At 76.3% G+C, this 16,975-nt stretch carries 14 protein-coding genes; 10 read left to right on the top strand and 4 right to left on the bottom strand.

Features of this window, described 5'->3' with window-relative positions; genetic code table 11:
- Positions 1 to 20 precede the first annotated feature (20 nt).
- Positions 21 to 2,351, top strand: a complete 2,331-nt coding sequence (lon, locus tag V6U88_RS12425) for an endopeptidase La (protein ID WP_334452593.1) — start codon at positions 21 to 23, stop codon at positions 2,349 to 2,351.
- Between the two features lie 68 nt (positions 2,352 to 2,419).
- Here the strand turns inward: lon and V6U88_RS12420 are convergent, their stop codons facing one another.
- On the bottom strand, positions 2,420 to 4,219 hold the full coding sequence (locus V6U88_RS12420; protein ID WP_334452592.1) for a DEAD/DEAH box helicase: 1,800 nt from the start codon (positions 4,217 to 4,219) through the stop codon (positions 2,420 to 2,422).
- Between the two features lie 68 nt (positions 4,220 to 4,287).
- Complete coding sequence (locus tag V6U88_RS12415) at positions 4,288 to 5,127, bottom strand: hypothetical protein (RefSeq protein ID WP_334452591.1); 840 nt, start codon at positions 5,125 to 5,127, stop codon at positions 4,288 to 4,290.
- 297 nt (positions 5,128 to 5,424) lie between these two features.
- Here V6U88_RS12415 and V6U88_RS12410 point away from each other — a divergent pair, with 297 nt between their 5' ends.
- Positions 5,425 to 6,576 carry a sensor histidine kinase gene (locus V6U88_RS12410; RefSeq protein ID WP_334452589.1) on the top strand — a complete coding sequence of 384 codons (1,152 nt, stop codon included), beginning with the start codon at positions 5,425 to 5,427 and terminating at the stop codon, positions 6,574 to 6,576.
- Positions 6,573 to 7,178, top strand: a complete 606-nt coding sequence (locus V6U88_RS12405; protein ID WP_334452587.1) for a response regulator transcription factor — start codon at positions 6,573 to 6,575, stop codon at positions 7,176 to 7,178. Before V6U88_RS12410 ends, V6U88_RS12405 begins: the two co-directional genes overlap by 4 nt.
- On the opposite strand, the gene V6U88_RS12400 is transcribed toward V6U88_RS12405, so the two are convergent.
- Entirely contained in the window at positions 7,175 to 7,603 is a 429-nt protein-coding gene (locus tag V6U88_RS12400) for a nucleoside deaminase (protein ID WP_334452585.1), read from the bottom strand. The genes V6U88_RS12405 and V6U88_RS12400 overlap by 4 nt on opposite strands.
- A gap of 54 nt (positions 7,604 to 7,657) precedes the next feature.
- On the opposite strand from V6U88_RS12400, the gene V6U88_RS12395 reads away from it, so the two are divergent.
- A complete protein-coding gene (locus V6U88_RS12395) occupies positions 7,658 to 8,179 on the top strand; it encodes a 2'-5' RNA ligase family protein (protein ID WP_334452583.1) in 522 nt (173 codons plus the stop codon).
- Between the two features lie 46 nt (positions 8,180 to 8,225).
- Here V6U88_RS12395 and V6U88_RS12390 read toward each other — a convergent pair whose 3' ends face one another.
- On the bottom strand, positions 8,226 to 10,448 hold the full coding sequence (locus tag V6U88_RS12390) for a family 43 glycosylhydrolase (RefSeq protein ID WP_334452582.1): 2,223 nt from the start codon (positions 10,446 to 10,448) through the stop codon (positions 8,226 to 8,228).
- Positions 10,449 to 10,596: 148 nt separating this feature from the next.
- Here V6U88_RS12390 and V6U88_RS12385 point away from each other — a divergent pair, with 148 nt between their 5' ends.
- From V6U88_RS12385 to V6U88_RS12360, 6 genes are all read left to right on the top strand, one after another.
- Positions 10,597 to 11,322, top strand: coding sequence for an ArsR/SmtB family transcription factor (locus V6U88_RS12385; protein WP_442934626.1), 726 nt, complete (start codon positions 10,597 to 10,599; stop codon positions 11,320 to 11,322).
- A gap of 106 nt (positions 11,323 to 11,428) precedes the next feature.
- On the top strand, positions 11,429 to 12,412 hold the full coding sequence (locus tag V6U88_RS12380) for a cytochrome P450 (protein ID WP_334452580.1): 984 nt from the start codon (positions 11,429 to 11,431) through the stop codon (positions 12,410 to 12,412).
- Positions 12,409 to 13,215: an isocitrate lyase/PEP mutase family protein gene (locus tag V6U88_RS12375; RefSeq protein ID WP_334452578.1), complete on the top strand. Its 807-nt coding sequence runs from the start codon at positions 12,409 to 12,411 to the stop codon at positions 13,213 to 13,215. The genes V6U88_RS12380 and V6U88_RS12375 overlap by 4 nt, the downstream gene beginning before the upstream one ends.
- A 92-nt stretch (positions 13,216 to 13,307) precedes the next feature.
- Entirely contained in the window at positions 13,308 to 14,276 is a 969-nt protein-coding gene (locus tag V6U88_RS12370; protein WP_334452577.1) for a hypothetical protein, read from the top strand.
- 5 nt (positions 14,277 to 14,281) lie between these two features.
- A complete protein-coding gene (locus tag V6U88_RS12365) occupies positions 14,282 to 15,880 on the top strand; it encodes an asparagine synthetase B family protein (RefSeq protein ID WP_334452576.1) in 1,599 nt (532 codons plus the stop codon).
- A 77-nt stretch (positions 15,881 to 15,957) separates the two neighbouring features.
- Positions 15,958 to 16,890 carry a PfkB family carbohydrate kinase gene (locus V6U88_RS12360; RefSeq protein ID WP_334452574.1) on the top strand — a complete coding sequence of 311 codons (933 nt, stop codon included), beginning with the start codon at positions 15,958 to 15,960 and terminating at the stop codon, positions 16,888 to 16,890.
- The last annotated feature ends 85 nt before the right edge of the window (positions 16,891 to 16,975 follow it).

Raw genomic sequence — 16,975 nt, 5'->3', positions numbered from 1 at the left:
AACGCGATAGCAGGTGTTCGATGGCAACTCTTCCGGTACTTCCCCTCACCGACGCCGTCCTGCTGCCCGGCATGGTCATCCCGGTGACCCTCGACCCCACCACCCAGGCGGCGGTCGACGCGGCCCGGGCCACCGGCGACAAGCAGCTCCTCGCGGTGCCCCGCATCGACGGCGAGTACGGCTCCATCGGCACGATCGCCACCATCGAGAAGGTGGGCCGGCTGCCCGACGGCGAGCCCGCCGCCGTGATCCGCGGCCTCGCCCGGGCCCGCATCGGCTCCGGCGTGCCCGGACCCGGCGCCGCCCTCTGGGTCGAGGCGACCCGACTCGACGAACCCGCCCCGGCGGGCCGGGCCCGGGAACTCGCCCGCGAGTACCGCGCGCTGATGACCTCGGTCCTGCAGCAGCGCGGCGCCTGGCAGGTCATCGACGCCATGGAGCGGATGACCGACGTCTCCGAGCTGGCCGACGCGGCCGGCTACGCGCCCTGGCTCACCCTGGCGCAGAAGACCGAACTGCTCGCCGCGCCGGACGTCGTCGCCCGGCTGGAACTGCTCGTCGGCTGGGTGAAGGACCACCTCGCCGAGCAGGAGGTCACCGAGCGGATCAACAGCGACGTCCGCGAGGGGCTGGAGAAGTCCCAGCGGGAGTTCCTGCTCCGCCAGCAGCTCGCCGCCATCCGTAAGGAACTCGGCGAGGACGAGCCCGACGGCTCCGCCGACTACCGGGCCCGGGTCGAGGCCGCCGAGCTGCCCGAGAAGGTCCGCGAGGCGGCGCTGCGCGAGGTCGGCAAGCTGGAGCGGGCCAGTGACGCCTCCCCGGAGGCGGGCTGGATCCGGACCTGGCTGGACACCGTGCTGGAGATGCCGTGGAGCACGCGTACCCAGGACAACACCGACCTGGCCGCGGCCCGCGCGGTGCTCGACGCCGACCACGCCGGCCTGGCCGACGTGAAGGACCGCATCCTGGAGTACCTGGCGGTGCGCAACCGGCGGGCCGAGCGCAACCTCGGCGTGGTCGGCGGTCGCGGCTCCGGCGCGGTTCTCGCCCTGGCCGGCCCGCCCGGCGTCGGCAAGACCAGCCTCGGCGAGTCGATCGCCCGGGCGCTCGGGCGCAACTTCGTCCGGGTGTCGCTCGGCGGCGTCCGCGACGAGGCGGAGATCCGCGGTCACCGGCGCACCTACGTCGGCGCGCTGCCCGGCCGGATCGTCCGCGCGCTGCGGGAGGCCGGCTCGATGAACCCGGTCGTGCTCCTCGACGAGGTGGACAAGCTGACCGCCGGCTACGCCGGCGACCCGGCCGCCGCCCTGCTGGAGGTGCTCGACCCGGCGCAGAACCACACTTTCCGGGACCACTACCTGGAGGTCGACCTCGACCTGTCCGACGTGCTCTTCCTGGCCACCGCCAACGTGGTGGAGACCATCCCCGGCCCGCTGCTGGACCGGATGGAGCTGGTCACCCTGGACGGCTACACCGAGGACGAGAAGGTGGCCATCGCCCGGAACCACCTGCTGCCCCGGCAGCGGGAGCGGGCCGGCCTGACCGCCGACGAGGTCAGCGTGGCCGACGAGGCCCTCGCGCGGATCGCGGGGGAGTACACCCGGGAGGCCGGCGTGCGGCAGCTCGAACGCGCCCTGGCGAAGATCCTGCGCAAGGTCGCCGTCGAGCTGGCAGGCGACCCGGCCCCGGTCCGGGTGGACACCGGCAACCTGGCCCGCTACCTGGGCCGGCCGAAGTTCACCCCGGAGTCGGCCGAGCGGACCGCGGTGCCCGGCGTGGCCACCGGCCTTGCTGTCACCGGCGCGGGCGGGGACGTGCTCTTCATCGAGGCGACCAGCATGGAGGGCGAGCCTGGGCTGACCCTCACCGGCCAGCTCGGCGACGTGATGAAGGAGTCCGCGCACATCGCGCTGTCGTACCTGCGCTCCAACGGGCGCCGGCTCGGCATCGACCCGAACGCCCTCGCCGCGCGCCGGATCCACGTTCACTTCCCGGCGGGCGCCGTGCCCAAGGACGGCCCCAGCGCCGGCATCACCATGGTCACCGCGCTGGCGTCCCTGGTGACCGGCCGGCCGGTGCGGCCGGAGTTCGGGATGACCGGCGAGGTGACCCTCTCCGGCCGGGTGCTGCCCATCGGCGGGGTGAAGCAGAAGCTGCTCGCCGCCCACCGGGCCGGCCTGACCGAGGTCATCATCCCGGCCCGCAACGAACCGGACCTGGACGACCTGCCCGCCGAGGTCCGCGAGGCGCTGACCGTGCACACCCTCGCCGACGTCGCCGACGTGCTCGCCCTGGCGCTGCGCCCGGCCGACGCCGACACCCTCACCAACCCGTCGCTCGCCGCCGCCTGACCGGCGCCCCCTAGGCGGCGGAACACGACGAGGCCCCCGGTCCGACCGACCGGGGGCCTCGTCGTACCTCAGGGGCGGTCGCGGCGGCGGTCACCGCCGAAGTCCCGGTCGCGGCGCTCGCGCCGGTCACCGCCGTCGAAGCGGCGCTCGCCGCCGCCCTCACCGCCGTCCCGATCCCGCCGTACGGTGGCCTTGCGGCCCTTGATGGTGCTGCCGCGCAGCCCCGCGATCACCTCGTCGGCGACGCCGACCGGGATCTCCACCAGCGAGAACCGGTCCGCGATCTCGATCGAACCGATGTCCCGTCCGTTCAGCCCGGTCTCCCCGGTGATCGCCCCGACCAGGTCCTGCGGCCGGACGCCGGCCCGCCGGCCCAGCCCGATGAAGACCTGCGTGGTGCCGGTGGAACGCGGCCGGGCCCCGCCCCGCCGCTCGCCCCGGCCCCCGGTCTCCGGCCGGCCCTCCCGGGGCGCCCGGACCGCGACCTGCGGGATCTCCTCCTCGTCCTCGCTGGTCGGCCCGGCCGCCTCGTGGGCCAGCTTCACCGCCGCCAGCGCGACCTCCATCAGGTCGAACTCGTCGCTGAGCGTCTCCACGATCACCCGGAACGGGTCCAGGTCGTCCTCCAGCAGCGACTCGCGCAGCGCGGCCTGGGTCAGCTCCAGCCGGCGGGTCCGCAGGTCGGCCACCGTCGGGATCTTGTCGATGGTGATCCGCTGCCCGGTGACCCGCTCGATGGTCTTGAGCATCCGGTGCTCGCGCGGCTCGGCGAGGGTGATCGCCACGCCCTCCCGCCCGGCCCGGCCCACCCGGCCGATCCGGTGCACGTACGACTCCGGCGCCGACGGCACGTCGTAGTTGACCACGTGGGTGAGCTGCTCCACGTCCAGACCGCGGGCGGCCACGTCGGTGGCGACCAGCAGGTCGGCGGTGCTCGACCGCAGTCGGCCCATCACCCGGTCGCGCTGCTCCTGGCTCATCCCGCCGTGCAGCGCCTCGGCCCGGTAGCCCCGGCCGTTCATCGTCTCGGTGAGCCGGTCCACCTCCTCCCGGCTGCGGCAGAAGACGATCGCGGCGGTGGGGGACTCCACGTCCAGCACCCGGCCCAGCGCGGCCGGCTTGTGCCCCCGGGCGACGATGTACGCGCTCTGCCGCACCCGGGGCGCCTCGCCGGCGACCGGCTGCTCCCGGCCGATCTGGATGCGCACCGGGTCGGTCAGGTGCTGGCGGGCCATCCCGTCGATCCGCGACGGCATGGTCGCCGAGAAGAGCACCGTCTGCCGCTGCTCCGGCGCGTGCTCCAGGATCGCCTCGATGTCCTCGGCGAAGCCCATGTCGAGCATCTCGTCCGCCTCGTCCAGCACCACCGTGGCCAGCTCACCCAGGCGCAGCGTGCCCCGGGCGATGTGGTCCAGGGCCCGGCCGGGGGTGGCCACCACCACGTCCACGCCGGCGTCCAGCGCCCGCAGCTGCCGGCCGATCGGCTGGCCGCCGTAGATCGGCAGCACCCGGGTGCCCAGGTCCTTGCCGTAGCGGTGGAACGCCTCCGACACCTGCACCGCCAGCTCGCGGGTGGGCACCAGCACCAGCGACACCGGGTCCCCGCCGCGGCGCCCGTCCGGCATCCGCTGCAGCAGCGGGAGTGCGAACGCGGCCGTCTTGCCCGTACCGGTGGCCGCCTGGCCGAGCAGGTCCTGGCCGGCCAGCAGCGGAGGGATCGCCTCGCGCTGGATCGGGGTCGGCTCCTCGTAGCCGAGGGCCGAGAGCGCGCCGAGCAGTTCGGCGCGCAGCCCGAGATCCGCGAAGGCGATCGCCTCGTCGGTACTGCCGGTGGTGGTGGAATCGGTCGGTGCGGGTGCGGAACTCATGGGCAAAGCTTTTCATCACCCGCCCCGGTCCGCTCCGCCGACCGGCACAACCGTCGCGCAAGCCACCCTCAACGGAGGATGGCGAGCACGACGGTGAGCCCGACGGCGGTGTCGAGGACGGCGCACCACTCGGCGTACCCGCGCGGCACCACCCGGCCGGTGCGGTGGTGCACGACGTCCCAGACCGCGTGCCCGAGCCAGCCGGCGGCCACCAGCCAGCGCGCCGGGCCGTCGCCCGCGACCGCCGCCAGGCCGGCCAGCGCGGTCCAGCCGGCCAGGCCGGCCAGCTGCACCGGCAGCAGGCCCGGGGTGCGCCACTGCCGGCGGGCGGTGCCGATCAGCAGGTAGCCGGCCGGCAGCACGAGCAGCAGCACCGGCGGCGGGACCGTGGGGGAGACCCAGTTGTCGATCGTCATCAGCAGGGCCAGCCAGGTCGGCCAGCGCCGCGCCAGCGCGGCGGCCACCGGGTGCCGGGGCGCCGGCGCCGGGTGCGCGTGCCGGTGGCGCAGCGCCACCAGCACCATCGCCGGGAGCATCAGCAGGTGCCCGCCGAGCATCAGGGCGTGCCCGTCGACGAGCCCGGCGGCGAAGGGCACCAGCAGCAGCAGGAACGGCAGGTACATCGCGGCGACCATCTCGGCGGTGGCGCGCAGCGGGTGGCCCCGGTGCCACATCCACGCGGCCATCGCGATCGACATGTTGGTCGCCATCACCAGGGCGGCGACCTCCGGCCGGGCCAGCGTGCCGGCGAGGCCCAGCGCCGCGCCGGCCGTGCGCCAGAGCGGCCCGAGCAGCAGCATCCCGACCACCATGGCGACGGTCATCTCGGCCAGGTGCCGCAGCAGGCGGCGGCCGGGGCGGTCCGCGGGGGTCGGCGGGGACGAGGGTACGGCGAGCGTCTCGGTCATGCCTCGACCCTGCCGCCGACCGGCGCCCGGGCGACAGGGTTGATCGGCACGGGAGAACCGTGCGGGGCGCACGGCCGGACCGTGACGTTCCGCAGGGGTGGCCGGGACCGGTCGGGCCCAGGGCGGGTCTCCCGGATCTTCGCCGGCCTGCGACGGACCCAGACGCCGCCCGGCGGCGTTGGCGGTTCGTTCGGATACGACACCGGTATCCGAACGAACCGCCGCCTTGCCGGATCGCCGCCTGGGCCTCGTCTCGGCTCGACGAGATCCGGGAGACACGCCCTAGGATCGGCGGACATGACGGTCGGCACGGCGGTGACGGACCGGCGGCTGCGCCGGGCCCGCGTGGTGACCCTCGGCTCGCTGGCCACCAGCCTCTGGACCAGCCTGCTGCTGCCCGGGATCGGCCTGGCCCGGGAGCCCGACCCGGTCCGGCTGGCCTGCGGCGCGGTCGGGGTGGTCGCGTTCGCCGTCGCGCAGACCGCGGTGCTGCACGTGGCGGTCACGCCGTGGCTGACCCCGCGGCGGCGACGCCGGTCCGCGGTGGCGTTCGTCGTCGTCGCGGTGCTCAGCGTCCCCCTGGTCGGCCCGGTGGCGGCCGGCGCCTGGCCGACCTGGGCCTGGCTCGGCGCCTCGCTGATCGGCATGACCCCGCTGCTGCTGCGGCCGGTCGCCGCGCTGGCCGCCGCCGCGTCGACGGTGGCGGTCGCCCTGGCGGTGGCCGCCTGGACCGGCGGCGCCCTCGGCTCCACGCTGGTCGTCACCGGCCTCGTCGGCGGTGGTACCGCCCTGGTCAACCGGGTGCAGGTCTGGTTCTGGGACCTGCTCGTCGAGGCCCGGCAGGGGCAGGCCGCCCAGGCCCGGCTGGCCGCCGCCGAGGAGCGGCTGCGCTTCGCCCGGGACGTGCACGACCTGCTCGGGCACGACCTGACGGTCATCGCGCTCAAGGCCGAACTGGCGGCCCGGCTCGCCCCCGTCGACGCCGGCCGGGCCGGCCGGGAGGCGGCCGAGGTGCAGCGGCTCGCCGGCTCGGCGCTGCACCGGGTCCGCGCGGCGGTACACGGCTACCGGACGGTCGACCTCGCCGAACAGCTCGCCGCGGTGGCGGAGGTGCTGCGCTCCTGCGGGGTGCGGTGCGAGGTCGTACCGCCCCCCGGCGACCTGCCGGCCGGCGTCGCCGCCGAGCTGGCGGCGGTGCTGCGCGAGGCGGGCACCAACGTGCTGCGGCACAGCCGGGCCGGCTGGTGCCGGATCGAGATCACCCGGGAGGGCGACGTGGCCACGATGACGGTGCGCAACGACGGGGTCGGCGACGACGCCGGGCCGGACCGGCACAGCCACGGGCTGCGCGGCCTGACCGAGCGGCTGGCGGCGGCCGGTGGCGCCCTGCGCACCCGCCGGGCGGGCGGCGTCTTCACCGTCGAGGCGACCGTGCCGGTGGCCCCGTGATCCGCGTGCTGCTCGCCGACGACGAGGAACTGATCCGGCAGGCGCTCGCCGCCCTGCTCGGCCTGGAGGACGACCTCGATGTGGTGGCGCAGGCCGGCGACGGGCGCAGCGCGCTCGACGCGGCGCGGGCGCACCGGCCCGACGTCGCCGTGGTCGACCTGGAGATGCCGCCGCCGGGCGGGATCGAGCTGGCGGCGGAGCTGGGGCGCGCGCTGCCCTCGTGCGCGGTGGTGATCCTCACCGGCCACGGCCGCCCCGGCCACCTGCGGCAGGCGCTCACCGCCGGAGCCCGCGGCTTCCTGGCCAAGGGCGCTCCCGGTGGGGCGCTCGCCGACGTGATCCGCCGGGTCCACGCCGGCTCCCGGTACGTCGACCCGGCGCTGGCCGCCGACGCGCTCACCCTCCCACCCTGCCCGTTGACTCCTCGGGAGCTGGAGACGCTGCGCCTGGCCGAGTACGGCGCCCCGGTCGCGGTGATCGCCCGGCGCACCGGGTTGGCCCCCGGGACGGTCCGCAACCACCTCTCGGCGAGCGTGCAGAAGCTCGGCGCGCCCGACCGGGCCGAGGCGGTGCGGATCGCCCGCGAGGCGGGCTGGCTCTAGGCCGCCTGGACCGCCGCCCGCGCCTCGTCGAACAGCGCCGGCCCGGCGTACGCCACCGGCGGCGCCGCCTCCGGCGCTCGCAGCCCGGCCAGCTGCTCGGCGCTGAGCGCGTAGACCACCCGGCCCAGGCCGGAGCGCTCGATGGCGGTGGTGCACATCCCGCACGGCTGGCAGCTGGTGTACATGGTGGCGCGGCCCGCCTCGTCGGCGTCGAGCCGCCGGGCCGCCCAGCGGGCCAGCTTCAGCTCCGGGTGCGCGGTGATGTCGTCGTCGGTCCGCTCGGTGTTGACCTCCTCGGCCAGCACCCGCCCGTCGGCGGAGACCAGCAGCGACCCGAACGGGCCGTCCCCGGCCGCCCGGGCCGTGTCGGCCAGCGCGATCGCCCGGCGCAGGTGTCGTTCGTCGGTCTCGGTCAGCGCGCTCATTCCGGTCGGGTTCCCCACCGCCGGGGTCGCCACACGCCCACTAGCCTGACGGGCGTGCGTACCGTCGAACTGCTCTGCTCCCCGCCGCTGGAGCAGGCGGTACGCGCCGCCTGGGACCGGCTCGCCGCCGCCGGGCTGCCCAGCCTGGCCCGGAACACCCACCCCAGCAACCGCCCGCATCTGACCCTGGCGTCGGTCGAGGCGTTCCCGCCGGGCGCCGCCGAACGCCTGGGTGACCTCGTCGACGCCGCTCTGCCCCTGCCGGTACGCCTCGACCGGATCGAGGTGCTCGACGGCAGCGCCCCGCTGGTGTGGCTGCTGCGCCCCAGCCCGGAGCTGACCGCCCTGCACGCGGCGGTCTGGGACGTGCTGGCCGACGCCGACGGGCAGCACCCGTGGCACGCCCCCGGCCGGTGGGTCCCGCATCTGAGCCTGGCGCTGCGCTTCCGCGACCACGACCGGCGGCTGGCCCGGGCGCTGGCCGGCGTGGACCGGCCGACGGGCGAGTTCGTGGCGGCCCGCAGCTACGACGGCGACACCCGCACGGTCGACCCGTTGGGCGGGCGCCGCCGGTGAGCGACCCGGCCGCCCGCCCCAGCTCGGGCGGGCGGCCGGTCGTCGGTCAGCGGTGGAAGCGGACGTAGTCGAACACGGCGGTCACCGGCGGCTCGGCCCCGCCGTGCGCCACCAGGCCGATCCGGGGGGTGGTGTCGGCGGGGAAGGTCCACACCCCACCCCACGTCCAGCGCGTCCCGTCCCGGCTGGACCCGGCCCGGAACTCGTGCTCGCCGGTGGCCGGGTCGACCCGGTGGGCCAGGCGCAGCCAGGTGGTGGTGGCCGGGGTGCCGACGATGTTCCCGCCGTACACGGGCCGGCCGGCGAAGGGCAGCTCGTAGCCGTACTCGACCTGCCGGGTGTTCCAGATCGCCACCTGGGACAGCCGGGCGAACCGGTCGTCGTCGACGTACGCGACCAGGCCGGCCTGCTGGTAGTTGCGGACCGTCTCCTCGCCCAGGTCGAGGGTCACCTTCGTCTCGACCACGTAGTCCCCGGCCGGCGCGTCGCGCAGCAGCACCCCGGCGGTGTTGCCGGTGCCGGTGAGGTCCGCGGCCTGCACCGGCCAGCGCAGCGCCCCGCCCGAGACGGTGGCGGCCGGGTCCTCGCGGACCCAGCGCCAGGCCGGGTCGAGGCCGTCGGCGAACTCGTCGGAGTACGCCGGCAGCAGCCCGCCGGCGCGGGGCTCCGGCACGGCACGGGGGGCCGGCCGGTGCAGCCGGGCCACGCTGACGTTGTCGAACTCCGCCGCGCCGCCGCTGGCGACGAGGGTGAGCCGGCCGACCGCCGGGCGGGTCAGTCGCAGCGACACCACGGCGAGCTGGTCGCCGAGCCGGGCCGGGCTCAGCTCGGCGACGAGCTGCCGGCCGCGTACCTCGACGGCCAGGTGGTGCCGGTTGGCGGGGTCGAAGCCGGCGGGCAGGGGCGCGCTCGCCGTCCGGCCGCCCGCCTCCCGGGCGACGAGGCGGCCGGCGGCGGTGTCGACGCTCACCTCGACCCGGTCCAGGGTCAGCCCGGCCGTGTCCGCGTCGGTGAGCCGCAGGTCGGCCTCGGCACGCACGTCGCCGCCGGTCACCGTACGGCTGGTCAGCGCGCCGGTGCCGGTGAGGCGGCCGTCGGTGACCCGCCACGGGCCGGTGCCGGTCCAGCCGGTCAGGGTGGGGGAGTCGAAGCGGGCGTCGAGGCGGGCGGTGGTCACCGGCGCGCGACGGTCGCCGTCGGAGGGGCCGGCGCCGGCGTTGACCCGGGGCCAGCCGTCGATCCAGTCGAGGCGGTCGATCAGCATCGGCCGCTCGTTGACGCCGAACGGCTCGTCCAGGTACGGGTCGGCCCGGTCGATGGCGTGGTAGACGATCCAGTCCTGCCCAGACAGGTCGGTCAGGAAGCCGTTGTGCCCGGTGCCGATCCAGCGGTTGCCGTTCTGGGTGAGCACCGGCGTGCCACCGGCCCGGGAGGCGGTCAGCGGGATGCCGTCGCGGTCGACGAACGGCCCGCGTGGGCTCGCCGCGCGTCCCACCTGGACGGAGTATCCGGTGGCCGGGCCGGCGCAGCAGTTTGCGGTGGAGGCGAAGAGGTAGTACCAGCCGTCGTGGCGCAGCACGTAGCTGCCCTCGAACTTGTTGTCGATGGCGACCAGGGTGGGCGAGCCGACCGCGCGCAGCCCGTCGGCGGAGAGCTCGGTGACCGAGATGCCGCCGTAGTAGCTGCCGTAGTAGAGGTAGTGCCTGCCGTCGACGTCGGTGAACTCCGACGGGTCGATGGTCCAGAGCCAGCCACCGCCGCCACCCGGACGGGGCGCCACCACGGGCTGGTCGGCGAAGGTCCACGGCCCGGTCGGGGTGGGGGCGGTCGCCGCGCCGACGGCGAAGTCGCCGCCGTCGGGGGAGACGGTGGTGTCGGTGACGGTCACGTACATGACCCACCGGTCGCCGATCCGGCGTACGTCGGGAGCCCAGAAGGCGGCGTCGGCCGTGGCGTACGGCGGGCGCTGGTCGGGGCCGAAGGCGTCGCCGAGGTAGGTCCAGTCGACCAGGTCGGCGGAGCGGGCGGTGGGCACCCGGTGGAACACCTTCTCGCCCTCGCGCAGCGGGTCGGTGGTGCCGTAGGCGTACCAGAATCCGTCGTCGCCGCGGACGACGACCGGGTCGGCGAAGGTGTCGGCGAATTCGGCGGAGATCGGGTTGCGGTAGCGGTCGGGGGCGCCGGGACCGGCAGCGACCGGCGCGGCGGGTGCCGCCAGGAGCAGACCGAGTACGGCGGCGAGCGCGCCGCCGCGGCGAAGGTGACCCATCAGACCTGCCTCGGGTGGGATGAAGGGTGGGCGGTGCGTCGTTCCGTCCAGTTCTACAACGATGAATACAACGTTGTAAAGGTGTCGGCACCGGTCGATGCCCGCCGCACCGTCGCCGTGGCACCATCGGCGGATGACCGCAGCGCCCATCGACGGCCGCCGCCTCGCCGACCTCGCCGCCCTGCTCGCCGACGACACCCGGGCCGGCATCTGCCTGGCTCTGCTCGACGGGCGGGCGTGGACCGCCGGCGAGCTGGCGCGCGCTGCCCGGGTGGCCCCCTCCACCGCCAGCGAACACCTCACCCGGCTGGTCCGGGGCGGCCTGCTGGTGGAGGAACGCCAGGGGCGGCACCGCTACCTGCGGCTGGCGGGCCCGGCCGTGGCGCAGCTGATCGAGGACCTGGCCGGGCACGTGTCACCGGCGCCGCGTCCGGCCGGATCGCTGCGCGCGGCCACCGCCGACGCCGCGCTGGCCCACGCCCGGACCTGCTACGACCACCTTGCCGGGCGGCTCGGCGTCCGGCTGCGCGACGCCCTGCTGACCCGCGGTCTGCTCGACGCCACCGACGGTCTGGCGGTGACCCCGGCCGGCCGGGACTGGCTGACCGACCTCGGCGTCGCGCCGCTGCCCGCCGGCCGGCGGCCTCTGCTGCGGGACTGCCTGGACTGGACGGAGCGCCGGCCCCACCTGGCCGGCGCGCTCGGCGCCGCGCTGTGCCGCCGTTTCGCCGAGCTGGGCTGGACGATGCCCGGCACCGGGCGCAGCGTGCGGGTCACCCCGGCCGGCGTGGCGGCACTGCCCGAGGCGCTGGGGATCGACGCCGTCGACCTGCTGCCGCCCCGCCGTGACGGCGGTACTGGCGGACGCGCCTGACCAGCGCCGCCCTGAGCCGGGCGGTCGCGACGAGCCCTGGACCGACGGGGCTGGCGGCCTGCACGTTTCGGCCGGCGCCGAAGCGATCGGGCCCTAGCGTCGGGGGATGAGCGACCCGAGGCTCCTGATCCCGCCCGGCTCCGACACCCCGGCCTGCGGTCCGCCGATCCTCGACGGTGGCGTCTGGTGGGTGACCCGGCACGCGGACGTGCGTGCGGTGCTCACCGATGCGAACTTCCGGGTGCCCGAGGCGGCGCCGGGACCGCCCGGCACCCTCGCCTGGCTGCGCGGCACCGTCGCCCGGTTCAGCGGCCCGGACCGGCATCCCGCCCGGCGGGCCGCCGCCGTGGCCGCGCTCGCCGGCTGCCCGCCGGACGGGCTGCGGCGCGACGCCGCCCGGCTGACCGCCGAGCAACTCGACCGCGATCCGCTCGCCGGGTCGGCGGGGCCGGCTCGGGGCGTACCGGTGCGGGTGCTGGCGGCCCGACTCGACCTGGCCGATCCGGCGGCGGCGGTGGCGGCGGTGGCCCTGGTGGCCGCCGCCTACCAGCCCGGCGCCGGGCCGGTCGCGGTGCGCCGCGCGGACCGCGCGGTGGCGGCGCTGGTGGCGATGTCCCCGGCGGAGCCGCCCGAGGCGACGGCCAACCGGATCGGGCTGCTGGTGCAGGCGTGCGACGCCACCGCCGCGCTGATCGGCACCGCCGCCCGGTACGCCCCGGCGGCAGAACGGTCGGTGCCCACCGCGGCGCTGCTGGCCGAGGTGTTGCGCCTCGACCCGCCGGTACGCGGCACCCGCCGGATCGCGGCCCGCGCGAGCCGGGTGGGCGGGCAGTCGGTCGCGCCCGGCGCGGAGCTGGTGTTGCGCTTCGACGCGGCGAACCGGGACCCTGCACTGGTCAGCGCGCCGGACCGGTTCCTGCCGGGCCGGTCGGTGCTGACCTTCGGCGCCGGCCCGCACGGCTGCCCGGGCGAACGGCACGCGCTGGCCCTGGCCACCGGCGTGCTGGACGTGCTGCGCGAACGCCGGGCGGCGACCCGATCGGACGGCGCAGCACGCGTGCCGCGCACCCGCCCGGCGGTGCCCCGATGAGCGACCCCCGCGCCGCCTTCCACGCCCTGCACCGCCCCGGTCGGCCGCTGGTGCTGCCCAACGCCTGGGATCATGCCTCCGGCGCCGCCCTGGCCGCCGCCGGCTATCCGGCGGTGGGCACCACCAGCCTCGGCGTGGCCGCGGCCGCCGGCCGGCCGGACGGGGTGGCCGCCACCGCCGAGGAGACCCTCCGCCTCGCCGAGCTGCTGGTCCGGTTGCCGGTGCTGGTGACCGTGGACGTCGAGGCCGGCTTCAGCGACGACCCGGCGGCCGTCGCCGGGTACGCCGCCGAGCTGGCGGCGCTCGGCGTGGTCGGGATCAACCTGGAGGACGGGCGGCCCGACGGCTGCCTCGCCGATCCCGCGCTGGTGGTGGCGAAGATCGAAGCGGTCCGGGCCCGGGTGCCCGGGCTCTTCGTCAACGCCCGCACCGACGCCTGGTGGCTCGGCCTGCCCGACCCGCTGGAGCAGGCGCTGCCGCGGGCGCGGGCCTACCGACGGGCCGGAGCGGACGGCGTCTTCGTCCCGGGAGCCGGCGACCCGGACGTCGTGCGACGGCTCGCCGACGCGCTCGACGCACCGCTGAACGTCCTGGCCCAGCCCGGCGGGCCGTCGCCGGCGGCGCTCGGCCGCCTCGGGGTGGCCCGGGTCAGCACCGGCTCGCTGTTGTTCCGCGCGGCCCTGGCCGCCGTCGTCCGCACCGCCGACGCCGTCCGGACCGGGGTGGTGGAGCCGGATCCGGCGCTGCCGTCGTACGCGGAGGTGCAGCGGAGGACCGCGACCGCTCGTCGCCCTTCGGGGTAGATGGGAGGATTGCTCGCACTTTCCCGGTTGCTGGTGCTTACGGTCTATTTCGAGTTCATCCGCACCGTGTCGTACCGGGAGAGGACCCGACCATGCGCGTGCCCAGCCGAAGTTCCGGCCACCAACCCGGCCCGTCCGTCTCCTCGCCCGCCCCGGCGCGCCGCTCGCCCCCGCCGGCCCCGGCCCGCGCGGTGCCGACCGCCCCGCCGGACCTCGACGCGTACCGCGACGCCGTCGCGGAACTGCTGGTCGAGGTGGGGGCGCTCGCCGACGCGGCGTCCAGCGCCGCCCGCCAGGTGCTGCTCGACCAGCGATTGCGGGAGCCGGCGATCGCCGCGGTGCTCGACGCGACGTCGCAGGGGTTCATCGGCGCCCGCGAGACGCTGCTGCTGGAGATGGCCCGCTACCAGCCCAACGAGCGGACCTCGGCGAGCGACCTCACCGCGCTGGTCCGGATCTACCTGCTCTCCCGCATCGACGTGATGTGGTGGCGCGACACCACCACCTTCCTCACCGACGAACAGGTCCACACCCATCCGGACCTCGTCGACCTGGAGTGGCTGCGCCGGCGCGGGCTGCTGCGCTTCCGCTACCAGGAGCAGCCGGCCACCCTGCTCGGCCGGGGCGTCCGGGCCGTCCGTCGCCGGCTCCGTCCGGACGCCACCCCGCGCACCGCCGGGGTGAAGTTCCGGCGCGCCCGGCGCGAGGTGGTGGCACTCCTCAACGACCTGGCCCGCGAGCTGGCCCGGGCCACCCCGCCGGCCACCCCGCCGCTCTGGGTGACCAGCCTGGTGCGCAGCGCCGAGCACCAGTACCAGCTGCGCCGTCTCGGGTACGCCGCGATGGTGCCCAGCGGGCACTGCCTCGGCTGGGCGGTGGACGTGGAGATGGCCTGGTTCGCGCGCTTCGGCGTCCGGGACACGCTGGCCGAGATCCTGCTCGCCCGGCAGGCCGCCGGCGAGATCAACGTGGTCGACGAGGGACAGGCCTGGCACGTGTGCGTCGCACCGGGCGCCCGCGCCCGGCTGCGTTCGGCCTACGAAGCCGAGATGGGGGCCTGAGGCGGATGTGCGGCATCGCGCTCAGCGCCGGGCCCGAAGCCGATCCGGCGGTCTTCCGCCGCATGCTCGCCGTTCTCGCCCCCCGCGGCGAGGTCACCGAGACCCGGCAGGAGTCCGGCCTGCTCGCCGGCGTACGGCGGCTGCGGATCGTCGACCGGGACCGGGCCGTGCAGCCCTGGACTTCCCCCGACGGCCGGTACGTGCTCTGCTACAACGGCGAGGTCTTCAACCACCACGAGCTGCGCGCGGAGCTGACCCGGCTCGGGTACCCGTTCCGCAGCCTGAGCGACACCGAGGTGGTGCTCGCGGCGTTCCTGCACTGGGGTGAACGGGCGGTGTACCGGCTGCGCGGGGAATGGGCCTTCACCGTCGCCGAACGCGCCACCGGCCGGGTCTACCTGGCCCGGGATCCGATCGGGGTGAAGCCGCTCTACTGGGCCCGCACGCCGGGCTGCCTGCACGTCGCCTCTGAGGTCAAGGCGCTGGTGGGCGTGCGCGCCCCGGTCGACGAGGTGCCGCCCGGGCACCACGGCTGGGCCGACCCGGACGGGCGGGTGGAGCTGACCGCGTACGTCGACCTGCTCACCCTCGGCGAGGGCCTGCCCGAGGTGGACGACCCGGACGAGGCCGCCCTGCTGGTCCGGGCCGCGATCGCCGACAGCATCCGGATGCGGGTGGACACCGACCTCACCGTCGGGGTGGTGCTCTCCGGCGGCCTGGACAGTGCGCTGGCGCTGCTGCACGTCCGTGAGCTGCACCCGGACTGCGTGGCGGTGACGGTCGGGGTGCCGGACAGCCCCGACGTGGCGTACGCCCGGCGGCTCGCCGCCGACCTCGGCGTGCCGCACGAGGTCATCGAGTTGCGCCCGCGCGACATCCGGCTGGCCGAGGTCCGCGAGGCGATCCGGATCTCCGAGCTGACCGAGTACGGCGACATCATCAACGCGGTGGTCACCGTGCCGATCTTCCGCCGGCTGCGCGAGCTGGGGATCAAGGTGGTGCTCACCGGCGACGGCTCGGACGAGCTGTTCGGCGGCTACCCGATGTACCGGCAGATCGGCCCCGAGCGGGCCCGCCGGCTCTTCCTCCACCGGATCCGCAACCTCTGCCGTACGGAGTTGCAGCGGGTCGACCGGGCCAGCATGGGCCACGGGGTGGAGGCGCGGGTGCCCTTTCTCGACCTCAGCGTGGTGGAGCTGGCCATGCGGCTGCCGCTGGCGCTGAAGATGCGTGAGGGGCAGGAGAAGTGGATCGTCCGGCGGGCGTTCGCCGACCTCCTGCCCGACTACATCCGGCGGCGGCCGAAGAGCCCGATGTCGTACTCCTCCGGGCTGCACGAGCGCGCCCGGCTCTACAAGCCGCTCTACTCCCGGCTGCACCGCGGGTTCGGCTACGACCGGCTGGAACCGGTGCGCCGCGACTTCGACACGGTGCTCACCCGCTGCGGCAACGACCTGGACCGGGCCATCGCCGACGGGCTGGCCCGACCCGACTACACCGTGCTGGAGCACGCCCGCGACCTGGTCGGGGCGGCGAAGTGGAACGCCGCGCCGCTGGTCCGCCGGCTGGTCGGGCCGCGCGACCGCGAGGCGTCGGTGGGCTGAGCCCCGGCCGGGGAGACGATCCGGGTACGCGGGGAGCGACGGACATGCCGGCGGCGCGGGCGGGTAGTAGGGCCGGCATGGCGGAACCGGACGTGATGGTGGTGGGTCAGGTGGCCCGGGACCTCGTCCTGCTGGTCGACGAGGTCCCGGCCGCCTCCGGGACGGCTCCGGTGCGGCGCCGGCGGGAGCTGCTCGGCGGCAAGGGCGCCAACCAGGCCGTCGGCCTGGCCCAGCTCGGTGTCGACGTCGGCCTGCTGGGCGTCGTCGGTGACGACGCGGTCGGGGACGCGCTGCTGGCCCGGGCCCGGGCCGACGGCGTCGACGTGCGGGCGGTGCTCCGCCGACCGGGCACCGCGACCGGCCTGATCGTCGACCTGGTCGACGCGGAGGGCCGCTGGCACTACGTCGAGGACCTGCCGCCGGGCACCCTGCTCACCGCCGAGGACGTGCGCGCCGCCGCGCCGTTGCTGCGGGCCGCCCGGGCGGTGGTGGTGCAGCTCCAGCAGCCCCTGCCGGCGGCGCTGGCCGCGGCCCGCTGCGCCCGCCGGGCGGACCGACTGGTGGTGCTCGACGGAGCGCCGACGGACCGGGCCGGCGCTGCCGAGCTGCTGGTCCTCGCCGACGTGCTGCGCGCCGACGCCCGCGAGACGCGGCTGCTCACCGGCGCCGCGCCGGCGGACGCAGCCGGCGGCCTGCGCGCCGCCCGGGAACTGCTCGGGCGTGGGCCGTCCCTGGTCGCCGTGGCGGTGGACGGGGTGGGCAACGCCTTCGCCTGGTCCGACGACGAGCTCTTCGTACCGCTGAGCGACACCCCGACGGTGGACACCACGGGCGCCGGGGACGCCTTCGTCGCCGCGCTCACCGCCGGGCTGCTGCGGGGCGAGCCGCGCGAGCAAATCGCCCGGCGGGCGGTGGCCGCGGCGGGAGCCACCGTGGGCCGGCCCGGGGGCCGGCCGGAACTCACCGAGGCGACGATCGCCGCGCAGCTGGCCCGGATGCCCGTCGGCTGAGGCGGTACCGACCGCGCCATGACCGACCCCACACGGATCGGCGGCCTGCCGGAACCGCCTGTGCGCCAGGCGGTTCCGGCAGGCC

The sequence above is a fragment of the Micromonospora sp. CPCC 205739 genome (assembly GCF_036906795.1).
In the GTDB taxonomy this organism is placed as follows: domain Bacteria; phylum Actinomycetota; class Actinomycetes; order Mycobacteriales; family Micromonosporaceae; genus Micromonospora.
The sequence above is the reverse complement of the archived record's forward strand: the minus strand, read 5'-3'. Positions and strand labels throughout refer to the sequence as shown.

Coding starts and splice junctions, on each gene's coding strand:
- lon (WP_334452593.1), top strand. CDS start 21: ATGGCAACTCTTCCGGTACTTCCCCTCACCGACGCCGTCCTGCTGCCC.
- V6U88_RS12420 (WP_334452592.1), bottom strand. CDS start 4,219: ATGAGTTCCGCACCCGCACCGACCGATTCCACCACCACCGGCAGTACC.
- V6U88_RS12415 (WP_334452591.1), bottom strand. CDS start 5,127: ATGACCGAGACGCTCGCCGTACCCTCGTCCCCGCCGACCCCCGCGGAC.
- V6U88_RS12410 (WP_334452589.1), top strand. CDS start 5,425: ATGACGGTCGGCACGGCGGTGACGGACCGGCGGCTGCGCCGGGCCCGC.
- V6U88_RS12400 (WP_334452585.1), bottom strand. CDS start 7,603: ATGAGCGCGCTGACCGAGACCGACGAACGACACCTGCGCCGGGCGATC.
- V6U88_RS12390 (WP_334452582.1), bottom strand. CDS start 10,448: ATGGGTCACCTTCGCCGCGGCGGCGCGCTCGCCGCCGTACTCGGTCTG.
- V6U88_RS12380 (WP_334452580.1), top strand. CDS start 11,429: ATGAGCGACCCGAGGCTCCTGATCCCGCCCGGCTCCGACACCCCGGCC.
- V6U88_RS12375 (WP_334452578.1), top strand. CDS start 12,409: ATGAGCGACCCCCGCGCCGCCTTCCACGCCCTGCACCGCCCCGGTCGG.
- V6U88_RS12370 (WP_334452577.1), top strand. CDS start 13,308: ATGCGCGTGCCCAGCCGAAGTTCCGGCCACCAACCCGGCCCGTCCGTC.
- V6U88_RS12365 (WP_334452576.1), top strand. CDS start 14,282: ATGTGCGGCATCGCGCTCAGCGCCGGGCCCGAAGCCGATCCGGCGGTC.
- V6U88_RS12360 (WP_334452574.1), top strand. CDS start 15,958: ATGGCGGAACCGGACGTGATGGTGGTGGGTCAGGTGGCCCGGGACCTC.